This is a genomic window from Flavobacterium sp. GT3P67 (assembly GCF_004349155.1).
GTDB lineage: Bacteria > Bacteroidota > Bacteroidia > Flavobacteriales > Flavobacteriaceae > Flavobacterium > Flavobacterium ranwuense.
Window position 1 is genome coordinate 62,642 of sequence record NZ_SMLF01000010.1, and the last position, 15,951, is coordinate 78,592.

Consider the following 15,951-nt stretch of genomic DNA (forward strand, 5'->3'; position numbering starts at 1 on the left):
ATATCTATTTATTCTGCTACTTTATTCTTAACAACTAATCTGAATCCTTCTCCGTGGATGTTTAAAATTTCCACATCTTCATCAAGTTTCAAATACTTTCTCAACTTAGCGATGTACACATCCATACTTCTGGAAGTAAAATAGTTGTCATCTCTCCAAATTTTCGTCAATGCCAATTCTCTTGGCATCAAATCATTTTCGTGAAGAATTAACATTTTCAATAATTCATTCTCTTTTGGAGATAATTTTATTGGCTCTTCATTATTAAAAGTTAAAAAACGAAGTTTTGAATTCAAATGGAATTTACCAATATTAAATTCAAATTGTACTTGCTCTGCTTTGGTATCCGATGATTTTCTTTGAATTATCGCTTTGATTTTCATCAACAATACTTCAGAATCAAACGGTTTATTCAAATAATCGTCAGCACCCGCTTTATATCCTTTCAACACGTCTTCTTTCATCGATTTTGCTGTTAAGAATATAATTGGCACTTCATTGTTTTTTTCTCTGATTTCTTTCGCCAAAGTATAACCATCTTTGTAAGGCATCATTACATCCAGAATACATAAATCATAAGTATCCTTTTTGAATTTTTCGAACCCTTCCATTCCATTTTTGGCTAAAGTCACATCAAAATCATTTAGCATTAAATAATCTTTTAAAACTGCTCCAAAATTAAGGTCATCTTCAACTAAAAGTATTTTTTTATTTACATTTTCCATATTCTAATTTATTAATGGTAATTTTATTATGAAGGTACTCCCTTTTCCCTTTTCACTTTCAACATATACTTGACCGTTATGGTCGTCAACAATTCTTTTTACGTAAGCTAAACCTAAACCGTGTCCTTTAACATTATGAATGTCTCCGGTGTGTTCTCTGTAGAATTTTTCAAAAATTCTTTTCTGAGCTATTTTACTCATTCCCAGACCACTATCTTTTATTTTGATAATGACCATATCTTTGATATTTTCAGTAAAAATTTCAATTTCAGGAACATTTGGCGAGTATTTTATCGCGTTTTCTAAAATATTCACAATGACATTGGTAAAATGAACATCATTGATTAAAACTGTGGTTCTAATCGCTTTAAAATGGCAGGTAACTGTTCCTTGCCTGTCTTCTAAAATCAAATTCACATGATCTATTGCATCTTCAATAATCTCATGAATATTATTTGATTCCTTTGTAATATCTAATTCTCTCTTTTCTAATTTAGAGATTCGCAATACATTTTCTACTTGTGCATGCATACGTTTATTTTCGTCCTTTATCATTTGAAGGTATCGTAAAACCTTCTCTTTATCATCTATTATTTTTGGATTTTTAATCGCATCCAAAGCTAAATTTATCGTTGCAATTGGTGTTTTAAATTCATGCGTCATATTATTAATGAAATCATTTTTGATTTCAGAAATTTGACGTTGACGAATTAATTGATTCAATGCACTCGTATACGCGATTAAAATAATCAGAGTAAAAACAATAGAAAGAACTGTTATACTAACGAGCTCTGATAATAAAAATTTCTTTTTTAGAGGAAAAGTTACTAACAATTGGTACTTACTATTCCCTTCATTATCTGTAAAAATAGGTATTGAATAGGTGGCATCTTTATCATATTTAAACTCGTTTGATTTAATTTTGGTAGCTAAATTATTGCTGTAAATACCAAACTCAAATCTTGTTTCAATACCATATTCTTCTAATTCTTTTTTAATCAGTTTCTGTAAAACATCACTAGAAACACGTTCATCAATTGGAACTACCAACAATGCATCCTTGGCTGAAATTTCAAAAATGGCATTGTCTAAAACTGCAAGATTACCTGATTTTTCAATTCTAACATCAGGAATCAAACTTTGACTCACTCCTGATTTATCCATAGAATTATTATTGTAAACTTCCGTTACACGTTTAGAACTAAAGCTTTTAAATTTTTTATTATCAAATTTTTTATCAAAGAACGTTGGCGAAATATTATAATTTTCAGAAATTATACTGTTAGAATATATGATGGTTTGTTTTGTTTCTGGGTTTTTTTGAACATAGTAAAACTCCAATAGTTCTTCCTTTTCAGGTACTTTTCCCGTACTGTCTTTATAATGATTTAATCTATCGTAAAAATCATAGGTCTCTTGCTTTTGAAGTTTATCTGCCACATTACCAATAACTTGCTTGACATGAAATTTAAACTGCTCGTCATTGTTTTTGAATGAAGTATTAAACCAATATACTTGAACAAGAATTATCCCTATTAAGGACAGACTCATCAATAAAACAAGTAATCTAAAAAAAAGTTTATTCATCGAAACAAATTTAGTATTTTAACAATATATTAAATAATAGATTAACCAAACATTAACACCTATAGCACATTTTGTTTAATCTTTAAAATTTTAAGAATTTTAACAACTTCCAATTTTGTAGTTTCTAAGGAAGTATTTTCTATGATAAAATCGCTTTTTGAGATGCGTTGTTCATCAGTCCATTGTGCATTTATTCTTTTTAAAACAAGTTCCCGTGTCGTTTTATCACGCTCAACAACCCTCTGAATCCTTGATTCTATTGGTGCTGTGACAGTTATAATCAAATCGCAATTTTTATAACCTCCACTTTCAAATAAAATAGCCGCTTCATAAATAGCATAAGGATTTTTTTTGTGCAGTAAAAGCCATTGGTCAAAATGCTTTTTTACGGCAGGGTGAACAATATTGTTAAGTTTTTCCAATTTTTCAGGGTTACTAAATACAATTTTAGCCAATTCTTCTCTATTCAACTTCTCGTTTTCAAAAATTGCATCGCCAAATACCTTTTTGATGGCTCCAATAATTTCTGATGTTTGCATGATTTTTCTGGCTTCGTCATCAGCAATGTACACCGGAACACCAAATGATTCAAAATAATTTGCAATGGTAGTTTTCCCACTTCCGATACCGCCAGTTAAACCAATTATTTTTGTCATATTAAACTTTGAAAAATAATTCAGGAAAAGCTTCTTGGGGTTTTTGCTTCAAAATGATAATTTTATAAAAAGATTTTATAAAACCCGTTCCGTAACCATAAAATTGTTTCCAAACGGCTATCAATGATAAGAACCCGATTTTTAAGCTTTTATTTTGATAGGAAGACGTGAAAAACAGTATCAAAAAGTAAACAAAATACAATTGAAGCAGCAAATCAAAATTAAAAATCAACATTAATAAAAAGGAACTAAAAAATCCAATTATGAATACCGAAGGAAAGAAAAAAGTAAGCTTATTGTATTTTGGATACCAACTATTTAGAATTGGTCTTGCTTTTCCAAATTTATTTACCTGAATAGAAAACTTATCCCAATCAATTCTTCTCTTGTGATACACAAATGCATTGGGGAAAAGTTTGGTTTCAAAACCTAGATTCCACAAACGAATTGACAAATCCGGATCTTCGCCAGGATGAATATTTCCAAACCCTTTTGATGCTTCAAAAGCTTTTCTGGATAATCCCATATTAAAACTTCTAGGCTGAAACTTGTCTATTTTTTCTGAACCTCCACGAATTCCGCCAGTGGTTAGAAACGAAGTCATCGCAAAATTAATAGCTTTTTGTATATCCGAAAAACTGTCTAAAGCCTTATCAGGTCCTCCAAAACAATCTACATAATTCTGTTTTAAAGCTTTATCAACTTCTGATAAATATTCCTTTGGAATAATACAATCCGAATCAAAAATGATAAAATAATCACCTCTGGCTTTTTTCATTCCATAATTCCTTGAATCTCCAGGTCCTGAATTTTCCTTGTAGTAATAGGAAATATCCAATTTGTCACCATATTTTTGAGCTACATCTTTGCAAACTATGGAAGAACCATCTTCAATAATAACAATTTCAAAAATTTCGTTATACGTTGAATGAGATAAGCTTTCTAAAAGTTCATCAACTTCGTCTGGACGATTGTAAACTGGTATAATTAGGGAGAATAACATAAATTAAAAATGTGGTATTAAAGAGGTTTTTTAGACTTAAAAAATTTTAACAAATATAATCTTTATCCATAAAAAAACCATCAACTATTAATCGATGGTTTCATAAATAATTTTCTGCTTTTTATTCAAACATTTCCATCACTTCCTGGCTTACTCCCATATTTGAGAAACCACCATCATGCAATAAGTTTTGCAAAGTTACTTTTCTGGTCAAATCAGAAAATAGTGTTAGGGTATAATTAGCACAATCTAAAGCAGATGCATTCCCTAAAGGTGACATTTTTTCGGCAAAATTTATAAATCCGCCAAATCCTTTTACACCCTGACCAGCCTTTGTAGGTGTTGGAGATTGAGAAATAGTATTGACTCTTACTTTTTTATCTCTACCAAAGAAGTAACCAAAACTACGTGCTATAGACTCTAAAAACGCTTTGTTATCCGCCATGTCGTTATAGTCCGGAAACACGCGTTGCGCTGCCATATAAGATAGCGCAACGATACTTCCCCACTCGTTCATGGCATCTTTTTTGTATAAAACCTGCATTACTTTATGAAAAGAAACAGCCGAAACATTCCATCCTTTCTCCGTATAATCGTAATTCTGATTGGTATAATGATTGCCTTTTCGAACATTTACAGACATTCCGATAGAGTGCAAAACAAAATCTATTTTACCTCCCAAAATTTCCATAGCTTGATCTACTAAATGCTCTAAATCAGCCACAGATGTAGCATCAGCAGGTATAATTTGAGAATTTGTTTTTTGTGCCAGCGCATTAATTGTTCCCATTCGTATGGAAGCCGGAGCATTTGTAAGAACAAAAGTTCCTCCTTCTTCAAACACTCTTTCTGCTGTTTTCCATGCAATTGAATTTTCATCCAAAGCGCCGAAAATGATTCCTCTTTTTCCTTTTAATAAGTTATACATAATACAATTAATTTAAGTCAATTCTTTAAAAAAATAATGCACCTTAAATTTCGAAATGAATAAACCATTGTGAAATTTAAGATGCATTACAGAAACTAAATATTTAGTTTAGTATAGAATTAAGCAATACTTTCGATGTTTACCACTTCGTTTGTATCTGCTTTATAATCTACTCCTTCTACGTCAAAGCCAAACAGATTATAAAAATCTTTTCTGTATCCTTCTAAATCTCCTATTTCAGATAAATTTTCAGTTACAGCTTCAATCCACAATTTAGCCACTTTTTCTTGAACATCAGGACGCATTTCTAAATCGTCAATACGGATTCTTCCTTTCTCATCAACTGGAATTTCATTTCCGGTATATAATCTTTCTTGATACAAACGTTGAATTTGTTCGATACAACCTTCATGAATTCCTTCTTCTTTCATTATTTTATACAACAAAGAAATATACAATGGAATAACCGGAATGGCTGAACTTGCTTGTGTAACCAATGCTTTGTTTACTGAAACAAATGCTTTCCCATTAATACCAGCTAAACTATCAGTGATAGCAAATGCAGTCGCTTCAAGATGATCTTTAGCACGACCAATGGTTCCTTTTCTATAAACGGCTTCAGTCAATGATGGCCCAATATAAGAATAAGCAACAGTTGTAGCGCCTGGAGCCAATAGATTTTGAGCTTTTAAAGCATCAATCCACATAGCCCAATCTTCACCGCCCATTACTGCAACGGTATTTGCTATTTCTTCTTCGTTACAAGGCTCAATTGAAATTTCTGAAACTTTACCAGAATGAAAATCAACTGTTTTATTGGTAAAAGTACTTCCGATAGGTTTCAATACAGAACGATGCAAAACACCGGTAACCGGATGCATACGAACAGGAGAAGCTAAACTATAGATTACTAAGTCCACTTGCCCTAAATCAGCTTTTATAAGATCTAATGTTTGTTGTTTTACTTCATTCGAAAACGCATCTCCATTGATACTTTTTGCATATAAACCCGCAGCATGAGCTTCATTTTCAAAAGCTGCAGAATTATACCAACCTGGTGAAGCTGTTTTACCTTCTGTTGGAGGTTTTTCAAAAAATACACCAATAGTTCCTGCACTAGATCCAAAAGCACTTGTAATTCTCGAAGCTAAACCAAATCCGGTTGAAGCTCCAATTACTAATACTTTTTTAGCCCCGTTGATAGGTCCTTTTGATTTAATATATTCAATTTGATTTTTAACATTTTGTCCGCATCCTTTTGGGTGAGATGTCGTACAAATAAATCCTCTCATTCTAGGTTCTATAATCATACTCTTGGTTATTCGTTTTTTTATTTATTCGTGTAATCGTTTTATTGCTGATGCAAAAGCCTTGCTTTTAAAGGAAACAAATATAAAGTAAATAATTAGTTCAGCAAGGCTTTAGCGTGATTTAAGGCCGAATCAGAAACAACAGTTCCAGATAACATTTGAGCAATTTCGACAACTCTTTCTTCTCCATTTAATAACTTCAATTCAGATTGCGTGTCCTCGCCAACAGTTGATTTAAATACTTTAAAATGTGCATTCCCTTTTGCTGCAATTTGAGGTAAATGGGTGATAGCAAAAATTTGCATTTCCTGGCTCATTTCCTTCATGATTTCCCCCATTCTTATGGCAATCTCTCCGGAAACACCGGTATCAATTTCATCAAAAATCAATGTTGGTAATTTTGAGTATTGTGCCAATATCGCCTTAACAGCCAACATAATTCTTGACATTTCTCCCCCCGAAGCCACTTTTTTCAATAAACCGAAATCAGTTCCTTTATTGGCCGAAAATAAAAACTGAATCTCATCTTTTCCGTTTTGGAAATAAGTTTCAGTAGTATTAACGTCGATATTAAAGCGAACATTTGGCATTCCCAAAGTTTCTAAAATAGTAATCAACTTTTGAGATAAAACTGGAATCGAATCCAATCTATTAATATGAATTGTGGTCGAAAAAGCATCTAATTCAACTGTTTTTTGTTCAATAGAAATCGTCAGTGCCGCAATTTCTTCTTCCATATTGCCTAATTCTAAAACTGAATTCTCAAGATTAGCTTGAATTTCCAGTAGTTCATCTACAGATAAAACCTGATGTTTCTTTTGCAAATTAAAAATTACCTGAAGCTTTTGACTGATTAAATCCAATTGCTCCGGATCATTAATAAGTTTTTCGGAACAGCGATTCATTTCATCCGAAATATCATCAAACTCAATTGTTACGCTTGCAATCCTGTCTAACAAAGAATGATATTCAGTCGAAAAAGAGGCGATTTTTTGTAATGAAACCTTAATTTCATTCAAATTATGCATAACACCAATTTGTTCTTCATTGGCAATAGCCAAAGACCTATCGATAGATTCTTTTATAATCTCAACATTATTTAATTTTTCAAAATCAGCCTCAAGAGATTCTTGTTCGCCTGATTTTAATTGTGCAGCAACTAATTCATCCAATAAAAAAGTATTGTATTCTTGCTCTTTCTTAGATTCGCTTTGTCTTTTCAGCAGCGAATTCAATTTAGATTTATCCGATTTATAACTTTTTAAAAGCGATTGATATTCCAGAATTGTTTCTTTATTATTGGCAATTGCATCAATAATTTCGAACTGCACATTTTCATCCGAAAGTTCTTGGGTTTGCTGTTGCGAATGAATATCAATCAAGAACAAGCTCAGTTCCTGCAATTCCTGAAGATTTACAGGACTGTCATTTATAAAAGCTCTGGATTTTCCTGAAGGAAGGATTTCACGTCTAATTATGGTGTCATTTTCATAATCCAAATCATTTTCCTCAAAAAAAGGAAGCAAATTATACTTAGAAATTTCAAAATGAGCTTCAATGATACACTTTTCTTCTTTGCTTTTTAAAGAAGTTAAGTCGGCTCTTTTTCCTAAAACCAATCCTAATGCTCCTAAAATTATTGATTTTCCTGCACCGGTTTCTCCTGTGATTGTTGAGAAACCTTTTGAAAAATCGATTGACAATTTTTCTATTAAGGCATAGTTTTTTATCGAAAGTGACGTTATCATTTACTATATTTTTTTGTGATGTGAAGCTGGATTAAACTAAAAATTGAAAATCAATTAATATTTTATCAGCATCCATTTACTTGAATTCAAAGGAGAAATTTTATTCAGATTATCTACTAAATCTGAAATTGTAATACTGGGTCCACCAGAAAAAATAGAAACAATTTCATCTGATTTAGCATCAAAAAAGACACGGGTTAAAAATGCGTTGGGTCTGGAAGCATTTAGTTTAGTCAAATCGATTAGTGATCCTTTTATTTTTTCTTTAGACGCTTTTAAATCCTTACTCATTAGGTCTAAACCAGTATGATAATCGAACATGGATTGTCGCACTTGTTTGAATGCCGGGGATAAAATATCGTTTATTAAAAAGTAACGGTTTTGGTTTCCATCAGTTTGACTCCATCCTTTGGAACCGCCTTGTTGTGCTACATTTGAGATATTTTGAGCCGTTTCAAAGTAAGAATTCCCAGATTCGGAAACAAAAGTATCCGCATCCATTCCTAAAATCATATAACTGTAAAAAGCCAAAACAGAAATTAAATTAGAATCGAATGTAGTTGGACTAAAAATTAAATTTTCAAATTCTGCATATCTAAAATTAAAGTCTTTATCATTGTAATTTAATACTGGAGATGAATAAGAGGAATTAAAAATAGGCCTTGAAGATTGCACTTGAATAGTTGCAGTAAATTGATCTGAGCTATTCGAAGAAACGGTAATGTACATCGAACAATTAATTTTCTCGTTTTGCTTAACCGTTTGCCCCGTCCAATCCGTTTTATTTACAAACTCACTTATTGAAGTTTGTAAGGTTTTAAAAACTTGCTGATTTGTAACACTCAATTTTTGTGAATCAACCGTTACCGTACAGTTTAATTGTTGCGCTTGCGTAAGCCCAGAAGTAAAAAGCAGAAAAAAAATAATTATTTTATTCATCTGTAGATTTGTATTATTTCTTAACGGTTATCAGTAATTCAAACACCAACATTGCGTTTCTATTACAATCCGTTACCCAATTTCATAAAATGTACTTTCACCTTTTCTAGAATATCATCAGCAACAGCTTCTTTCGATTTCAATTCCATTGGCTCAATATTGAAATATTTATCAATAAAGGTAACTTTATTCGTTGCTTTGCCAAAACCAGCACCCTGATCTTGAAGCGAATTTAAAACAATCAAATCTAAGTTTTTTTTCTGAATTTTCAAGGTCGCATTTTCAATTTCATTTTCTGTTTCTAAAGCAAAACCTATCAGAAACTGATTTTTCTTTAGTTCACCCAAAGAAGCTAATATATCCTTCGTTTTTTCGAGTTCGATTGTAAAATTATCAGCGGCTTTTTTTATTTTTTGTTGTGCAACATACTTAGGTTTGTAATCCGCAACGGCCGCAGCAGCAATCGCAACATCCACATCGGCATAAAACTGATGGCAAGCCACATACATTTCTTCTGCAGATACAACATTAATCATATTAATCAATGGATTTGAAACTTTACAATGTGTAGGTCCCGAAACTAAAATCACCGAAGCACCTAGATTTGCAGCGCTAATTGCTATATCAAAACCCATTTTACCCGAAGAATGATTTCCTATAAAACGCACAGGGTCTATTGCTTCGTATGTGGGACCGGCAGTAATTAATATTTTTTTTCCTTTAAGAGGTAATTTACTGTTTAAATCTGCTTCCAGAAAAGCTACAATATTTTCAGGTTCCGCCATTCTTCCTTCACCGGATAATCCACTTGCCAATTCACCGCTTTCGGCAGGAATTATGACATTACCAAATTGAGTCAGAGAAGAGAAATTAGCGATTGTAGAAGGATGTTTATACATGTCTAAATCCATTGCAGGAGCAAAATACACCGGACATTTTGCTGATAAATAGGCTGCAATCAAAAGATTATCACAAGTACCGTTTGCCATTTTAGACAAAGTATTTGCTGTTGCAGGAGCAATAACCATCAAATCAGCCCAAAGTGCTAATTCAACATGATTATTCCATTTTTCATTTTCTTCGTCTTGATTATAAAAACTGGAATGTACAGGATTTTTGGATAACGTAGATAACGTAAGAGGAGTTACAAAATCCTTAGAAGCAGGTGTCATTATCACTTGGACATGTGCACCTGCTTTTATGAAAAGTCGTACTAATGTGGCTGTTTTATAGGCTGCAATTCCACCAGAAACTCCTAGTAGAATTTTTTTACCGCTTAAAACTGACATAGTAACTATTATTTATTTGAATCTCTGTGGTATATTTTACCATCTAACCATTCTTGAACTGCTAAAGCGTGTGGCTTAGGTAGTTTTTCGTAAAATTTTGAAACCTCAATTTGCTCTTTGTTTTCAAAAACTTCTTCAAGACTGTCATTATATGTAGCAAATTCTTCCAATTTCTCAGTCAATTCTTTTTTAATTTCAGAATTGATTTGGTTTGCTCTTTTAGCCATAATGGTTATCGCTTCATACACATTACCAGTAGGTTCTTCAATAACAGTTTTGTTGTATGTTATTGTATTTACTGGAGCATTCGTCTTTTTTAAATCCATGACTTTATTTATTTAGTAAATTTTTGTAAATCTTTATCTATTCGAGCTAACATTTCGTTTGCTTCTTGCTTGTATTTCGTATCCGCTTTAAACTTAATCAAGTTCGATTGCGCTGTTTTTGCAACATTTAATCGCTCTTCCATTTTTGATGGAATACTATTAATAGCCAATTGATAGGCTGAATCTAACTTGTAGTATAAAGCATCTTCTTTGAATGGTGTTCCCGGATAATCCGCTACAAAGTTATCTAACGCAACCATCGCTGATTTATAATCAGAAATTGTATTGTATCCTTTAGCATTTTCAAAAACTTTTTTCTCTATTTTTTCGCTAAGCACTTTTACGGTCGCATTCGCTTCTGCCAAATACTCTGAATTAGGATAATTATCTATGAATGATTGCAATTTATCTAATGCTTTTGTGGTATCTGTTTGATCTAAACTATAAACAGGAGATAACATAGAGTAGCTTTTTGCTCCCAAATAGGCTGCTTCCTGTAATTTTTCACTTTTTGGATATCCCGAAACAAAGCTTTCAAATTGATAACCTGCCAAGTAATATTGTTTTGTTTTGTAATAGGATTGAGCAAACATGTAAAACAATTTTTCCGCTTGAGGCTTCCCTCTGTAAGCTGGAGCAATTTGTTCAAAAATACGAATCGCTTTAGAATAGTTCCCTGCGTCGTATAATTTAGTGGCCATTTCAAATTTAACAGCAACATCTTCGGTTTTTAATGCTTTTTGGTATTCACCACAAGAACTGAATAAAGCTACAAGAAGCAATAGAGATATGATTTTTTTCATTTTTTTACTTTTTTTATGATTTCTTGGTTGAAACAACCCATAAAATCATACCGAAGTTTCGGTGGCAAATTTAGTTATTAATTTAGCGACTTCAAAATATATTTTTTGTTTAAAAAAAGACTCTTTTTTTTATCCTTGTTTATTGACTTTTTTGACAAACTGATCGATTCTGCTTGCGAGCGAATCATCAACTTTTACTAATGGCAAACGCACTGTGTTTTCTGAAATCCCCAGTGATAGGAACACTTGTTTGATTCCTGCCGGATTTCCTTGCTCAAAAATCATATCAATGCAATCCGCCAAGAGGTATTGCATTTTGAATGCTTCATCCACTTTACGATTCAAACCTAATCGAATCATTTCAGAAAATTCTTTAGGAAAACCTTGCCCAATTACAGATATAACGCCTGATCCACCAGCCAAAACCATCGGCAAAGCAATCATATCGTCACCTGAAATTACGAGAAAATCTTTTGGTTTGTTTTTCAATAATTGCATGGCTTGAACAATATCTCCTGCTGCTTCTTTTATTGCAACGATATTTTCAAAATCATTAGCCAAGCGTATAACGGTTGAAGGAAGCATGTTGCTGGCTGTTCTTCCCGGAACATTGTATAAAATTACTGGAATTGGCGATGCTTCAGCAACTGCTTTAAAGTGTTGGTAAATGCCTTCCTGAGTGGGTTTGTTATAATACGGCGAAACCGATAAAACTGCCGCAAATTGAGACAAATCTCTTGTTTTCAACTCTTCTGTCACTTTTAAAGTGTTGTTTCCTCCTACTCCAAGTACTAATGGCAAACTTCCATTATTAGCCTCGATTACGGTACTAATAACTAATTCTTTTTCGTCTTGAGACAATGTTGCATTTTCTGCAGTTGTACCCAATACTACAAGATATTCAATTCCTCCATCGATTGAAAAATTTACGATTCTTTTTAATGCTTCGATGTCAATTGAAAAATCTTCTTTAAATGGGGTTACAAGAGCAACACCAGTACCTATTAATGATTGCATATTATATTTATATTTTGTTTAATAATTTTAAATATTTGAATAGTTCACTTACAAAAAGTGTATAATTGTCGACATCCGTTTTAATCATAAAATGATTTAATCTTTTGTCTATTGATGAAAAACCGACTTTGAATTGCGCTTTTGAATCATGATTAATTTTTAATAAAATTGCTTTTTCTATGTCGTAATAACTGATTAACAAATCAAATTTTTTATTGATGAAATCATTTACTTCCGGAGAAGAAATTTCTCCACTCCATTTTAAATGCCCTGAATTGAATACCGGAAATTTTTTATCTGCTGTTTTCTTAAATTTATCTCTATAAAGAATTGTTGTTATATTTTTTGGTGCGATTCCGTATGCTGTTAACGCTGTAATCAATGCTTCCGTTTGGGCAAAACGAGTGGCATCAACCAGTAAACCAATTGTTTTTACAACATTAACTGACTCAATATTTTTTAAATTTTGAAAGCTTTTTTTTAATGTTTTTTTTACAAAATAATTCTTTATATAATTCAAAAACATATTACTTTTACTTGATTACAAAATTACTTAATTAAGTCACATTTAAAATGGTAAATCTAAAAAAGTATAACGATGTTTCTAAACTTTTTGTTATATTCTTAACATTTTTTTTTGTTGCCTCATGCAGCAAACAAAATTACTACGTTACTAAAATAGAAGGCAAACGAATTCCAATCACTGAAAAGGAAAATCAAGTTCCTCAAATTGAGAACTTCATAAAACCATACAGAGAACACATCAACAAAGATTTAGACAGCGTTCTGGCTTATTGCCCGGAAACATTAGATAAAAGCACAGGCAAATGGCAAACTACAATTGGTAATTTGATGGCTGATGTTACTTTGATGAGAGGAAATATTGTGTTTCAAGCCAGAGAAAAAAAGGACATCGATATTTGTTTGCTTAATAACGGGGGCATTCGTTCTATACTTCCAAAAGGAAATGTAACTGCAAGAACGGCTTTTGAAATTATGCCTTTTGAAAATAGTTTGGTTGTGATTACTTTAAAAGGAGAACAAATTCTTGAAATGGTCGATTATTTTATCGCCGAAAAAAAACCACATCCGCTAACTGGAGTAACGTTTACCATTGACAAAAACAATCTTCCAAAAAACATATTAGTACAAGGAAAACCAGTTCAAAAAGAGACTATTTATTATGTAGGAACCAATGATTATTTGTCTAATGGCGGAGACAACATGAATTTCTTTAAAAAAGGGGTTCAGAAATTTGACTTAGACTATAAACTACGAAATATTCTTATTGATTATTTTAAAGAAGTAGATACAATTCCTGTGATCAGTGACATTCGAATTACGGTTGAATAAAAATAATTATTCCGTGCTGAGCAGCAACACTCTGCTTTAAACAACTAGATAACAACACTATAAGCACATAGCCCTAGCCCTGATGGAAGCAACATCCTTTATGTTTTTTCTTTAAAAACATAAAGATACAGCGGACAGCGGGAAATAGCTCCAAAAAATATAAAATGAAAAGAAGAGAATTTATAGAAAAAACAGCTGCGAGTTCAGCTTTACTAGGTTTAGGTGTATCGTTGAGCAGTTTTGAGTTTTCAAAAACCAAACACTTGACAGTTTTACATACAAATGATGTACACAGTTATATAGATCCATTTCCTGCGGATCATCCCAGAAATGCAAATATGGGTGGCGTGGCGAGAAGAGCAGCCTTGATTGAAACGATACGAAAAGAAAACCCAAATGTACTATTGCTGGATGCGGGCGATATTTTTCAAGGAACGCCTTATTTTAACTATTATGGCGGAGAATTAGAATTCAAATTGATGAGTATGATGCAATACGATGCTTCTACCATAGGAAATCATGATTTTGATAATGGGGTTGAAGGTTTGCATGCGCAAATGCCACATGCTAAATTTGAGTTCCTATCCGCCAACTACGATTTTAAAAACACCGTGATGGATGGTTTTGTAAAACCGTATAAAATATTCAACAAGAATGGAATTAAAGTTGGTGTTTTTGGTCTTGGAATAGAGCTTGCCGGTTTAGTCGATAAAGGAATGTATAAAGAAACCGTTTATAACAATCCAATCGAGTCTGCTCAAGACATGGTTCAGATTTTAAAAAAAGAACAACATTGTGATTTAGTTATTTGCTTGTCTCATTTAGGGTATAAATACAGAGACGAACCTAATAAAATATGTGATTTAAAATTAGCCGAACTTACTCAGGATATTGACTTGATTATTGGTGGACATACACACACTTTTCTAGAGAAGCCTACTGTTGTAAAAAATCTTGCCGGCAAAGAAGTTCTAGTAAACCAAGTGGGTTGTTACGGTATAAATCTGGGAAGAATTGATTTTTATTTGGATAACGATAAAGCAAAAGCTTTTGAGGGGAAATCGATTGTTGTATAGTTTTTTTTGTGATTATCGTTTACTTCTACCAAATCACATCTTATAAATAAAATTTAGCTGTTTTGTCATTTCGACGAAGGAGAAATCACAAAACGAGAGCAACTAATGAGATTTCTCCTTCGTCGAAATGACAAAATTAAATATATTGGTATTAGTTATGGGCAAGCATATTTCTTTTTAAGGACTTATCATTCTCAATAAAATAATTGACCATAAAATAATACGAAAACACCTGTGCTATCATTTCAATTAAACTAAAGGTAAAAAGTGACAGATAAAAACCATTTAGAACATAAAAAACATCCGAAAGCAAAAAACAAGTTGACATTAACCCCAAATTCAAAAAAGCATAATTGCTTTTTGTAATATGATTTACAACCGAAATACAAATTAGTATACCCAATATCATACTGTAAATTATAATTATTAAAAAATCTGTTTTCATTTTCTCAAATTGCAAACTCAAAATAGCAATTGATAAAATGAGCATTACAAGAATTACACTTAGTATGGATAAAACATCCGTTTTATTAAATTTTAATTTTTTGAACCCATTAACAAGATGAATTATAAACAGCTGATAAACGGTCAAAAAACTCAGTACTGAACCTACTTCCAAATTATTGTCGCTCATCAAGATAAAAAACATCCCCTATAAAAGAAAATAAAAAAATTCCTCCTTTTATTAAATCAATTGTAACTATTCAGATTGCAATACAGCAATAGTTTTAAAAGCAGCTAAAACATTTTGTCCGTTTTTGATACAGGTATCTGTTACTGAACGAATGACAGCATAGAATTGCGCCCCGTTTTCGGTTTTGAAAAGTCCAGAACCATCCCTTTTTCCATTGACTTTAACGCCTGTTTCAAGGCTGAATAGTAACATCGCTCTCAAAAGTCTCTTGATATTCTACTTAGCCGTTTCTGTCATACCGAATAAAAGAACCGTTTTTCTTGCTGTTTTTGAAATTTTCAATTTGCCAAAGTTGCCCAGTTTCTAGATTAAACAGCCACTCTCCTTCCATCAGTCTATTTATAAAAGTACCTTTTCCTTTTACTTTTCCATTTTAAAAAAATAAGTTAATTCATCCCCAACTAACTCATGGGCAATTTGTCCGCTTACGCAGTATTTTTTATCTAACATTTGAATTTAATTATATTTTTGGATGGAAAATGGGTTCTATTTATAAA

The 15,951-nt window shown here is 32.1% G+C and carries 17 protein-coding genes; 2 read left to right on the forward strand and 15 right to left on the reverse strand.

What is annotated here, in order from left to right; genetic code table 11:
• Positions 1-8 precede the first annotated feature (8 nt).
• The 13 genes from E0H99_RS14935 to E0H99_RS14995 all read right to left on the reverse strand — a co-directional run bounded on the left by E0H99_RS14935 (position 9) and on the right by E0H99_RS14995 (position 12,857).
• Positions 9-725, reverse strand: a complete 717-nt coding sequence (locus E0H99_RS14935) for a response regulator transcription factor (RefSeq protein ID WP_091170468.1) — start codon at positions 723-725, stop codon at positions 9-11.
• A 3-nt stretch (positions 726-728) separates the two neighbouring features.
• Complete coding sequence (locus tag E0H99_RS14940) at positions 729-2,312, reverse strand: sensor histidine kinase (RefSeq protein WP_131997325.1); 1,584 nt, start codon at positions 2,310-2,312, stop codon at positions 729-731.
• A gap of 59 nt (positions 2,313-2,371) precedes the next feature.
• On the reverse strand, positions 2,372-2,968 hold the full coding sequence (gene coaE / locus E0H99_RS14945; protein ID WP_131997328.1) for a dephospho-CoA kinase: 597 nt from the start codon (positions 2,966-2,968) through the stop codon (positions 2,372-2,374).
• 1 nt (position 2,969) lies between these two features.
• Positions 2,970-3,971 (reverse strand): glycosyltransferase, encoded by a 1,002-nt coding sequence (locus tag E0H99_RS14950; RefSeq protein WP_131997331.1) that lies wholly within the window; start codon positions 3,969-3,971, stop codon positions 2,970-2,972.
• Between the two features lie 121 nt (positions 3,972-4,092).
• On the reverse strand, positions 4,093-4,902 hold the full coding sequence (locus tag E0H99_RS14955) for an enoyl-ACP reductase (RefSeq protein ID WP_205728699.1): 810 nt from the start codon (positions 4,900-4,902) through the stop codon (positions 4,093-4,095).
• A 116-nt stretch (positions 4,903-5,018) separates the two neighbouring features.
• A complete protein-coding gene (gene fabV / locus E0H99_RS14960; protein WP_131997337.1) occupies positions 5,019-6,209 on the reverse strand; it encodes an enoyl-ACP reductase FabV in 1,191 nt (396 codons plus the stop codon).
• 95 nt (positions 6,210-6,304) lie between these two features.
• Positions 6,305-7,957 carry a DNA repair protein RecN gene (recN, locus tag E0H99_RS14965; protein ID WP_131997340.1) on the reverse strand — a complete coding sequence of 551 codons (1,653 nt, stop codon included), beginning with the start codon at positions 7,955-7,957 and terminating at the stop codon, positions 6,305-6,307.
• 54 nt (positions 7,958-8,011) lie between these two features.
• On the reverse strand, positions 8,012-8,896 hold the full coding sequence (locus E0H99_RS14970) for a DUF4835 family protein (RefSeq protein ID WP_131997343.1): 885 nt from the start codon (positions 8,894-8,896) through the stop codon (positions 8,012-8,014).
• Positions 8,897-8,958: 62 nt separating this feature from the next.
• Positions 8,959-10,185: a bifunctional phosphopantothenoylcysteine decarboxylase/phosphopantothenate--cysteine ligase CoaBC gene (coaBC, locus tag E0H99_RS14975; protein ID WP_131997346.1), complete on the reverse strand. Its 1,227-nt coding sequence runs from the start codon at positions 10,183-10,185 to the stop codon at positions 8,959-8,961.
• Between the two features lie 8 nt (positions 10,186-10,193).
• Positions 10,194-10,511 (reverse strand): DNA-directed RNA polymerase subunit omega, encoded by a 318-nt coding sequence (locus tag E0H99_RS14980; RefSeq protein WP_026709525.1) that lies wholly within the window; start codon positions 10,509-10,511, stop codon positions 10,194-10,196.
• A gap of 8 nt (positions 10,512-10,519) precedes the next feature.
• Positions 10,520-11,314, reverse strand: a complete 795-nt coding sequence (locus E0H99_RS14985) for an outer membrane protein assembly factor BamD (RefSeq protein WP_131997349.1) — start codon at positions 11,312-11,314, stop codon at positions 10,520-10,522.
• Between the two features lie 129 nt (positions 11,315-11,443).
• The gene (gene dapA, locus E0H99_RS14990; protein ID WP_131997352.1) at positions 11,444-12,331 is read right to left on the reverse strand and encodes a 4-hydroxy-tetrahydrodipicolinate synthase; all 888 of its coding nucleotides are present in this window, start codon (positions 12,329-12,331) and stop codon (positions 11,444-11,446) included.
• Positions 12,332-12,338: 7 nt separating this feature from the next.
• Positions 12,339-12,857 carry a DUF6913 domain-containing protein gene (locus tag E0H99_RS14995; protein WP_131997355.1) on the reverse strand — a complete coding sequence of 173 codons (519 nt, stop codon included), beginning with the start codon at positions 12,855-12,857 and terminating at the stop codon, positions 12,339-12,341.
• Positions 12,858-12,904: 47 nt separating this feature from the next.
• On the opposite strand from E0H99_RS14995, the gene E0H99_RS15000 reads away from it, so the two are divergent.
• Positions 12,905-13,684 (forward strand): 5'-nucleotidase C-terminal domain-containing protein, encoded by a 780-nt coding sequence (locus E0H99_RS15000; RefSeq protein ID WP_131997358.1) that lies wholly within the window; start codon positions 12,905-12,907, stop codon positions 13,682-13,684.
• Between the two features lie 164 nt (positions 13,685-13,848).
• Entirely contained in the window at positions 13,849-14,760 is a 912-nt protein-coding gene (locus tag E0H99_RS15005; protein WP_131997361.1) for a bifunctional metallophosphatase/5'-nucleotidase, read from the forward strand.
• A gap of 700 nt (positions 14,761-15,460) precedes the next feature.
• Here the strand turns inward: E0H99_RS15005 and E0H99_RS15010 are convergent.
• Together E0H99_RS15010 and E0H99_RS17660 are read right to left on the reverse strand one after the other, a co-directional pair.
• Positions 15,461-15,646, reverse strand: coding sequence for a hypothetical protein (locus tag E0H99_RS15010; RefSeq protein WP_131997364.1), 186 nt, complete (start codon positions 15,644-15,646; stop codon positions 15,461-15,463).
• Between the two features lie 28 nt (positions 15,647-15,674).
• Positions 15,675-15,785 (reverse strand): hypothetical protein, encoded by a 111-nt coding sequence (locus E0H99_RS17660; protein ID WP_410503714.1) that lies wholly within the window; start codon positions 15,783-15,785, stop codon positions 15,675-15,677.
• Positions 15,786-15,951 lie beyond the last annotated feature (166 nt).